Annotated in this window: 1 protein-coding gene; it reads left to right on the top strand. The window is 43.0% G+C overall.

Features of this window, described 5'->3' with window-relative positions; all coding sequences use genetic code 11:
- On the top strand, positions 1 to 256 hold a 256-nt coding region (locus WFN33_RS20300; RefSeq protein WP_336954838.1), incomplete at its 5' end, for a 3-oxoacid CoA-transferase subunit A.
- Positions 257 to 286 lie beyond the last annotated feature (30 nt).

Below are 286 nucleotides of genomic sequence, written 5' to 3'. Positions count from 1 at the left end.
CTACGTACTTGAATATCCGATTAAAGCAGACTTTGCATTGATTAAAGCACATCAAGGCGACCGTTGGGGCAACTTGGTTTATAACAAATCAGCACGTAACTTTGGTCCAATCATGGCGATGGCAGCAGACGTCACTATTGCACAAGTATCAGAGGTGGTTGAACTAGGACAACTTGATCCTGAGCATATTATTACCCCAGGAATTTTTGTTCAGCATGTGGTTGCAGTTGATGCAGCCAATGGTAATGGAGAATAACAATGAGCTACCAAAAACTAAGCCGTGACC

The organism is Acinetobacter sp. AS167 (assembly GCF_037152175.1).
GTDB lineage: Bacteria > Pseudomonadota > Gammaproteobacteria > Pseudomonadales > Moraxellaceae > Acinetobacter.
This window is presented reverse-complemented; position numbering and strand designations above follow the sequence as displayed.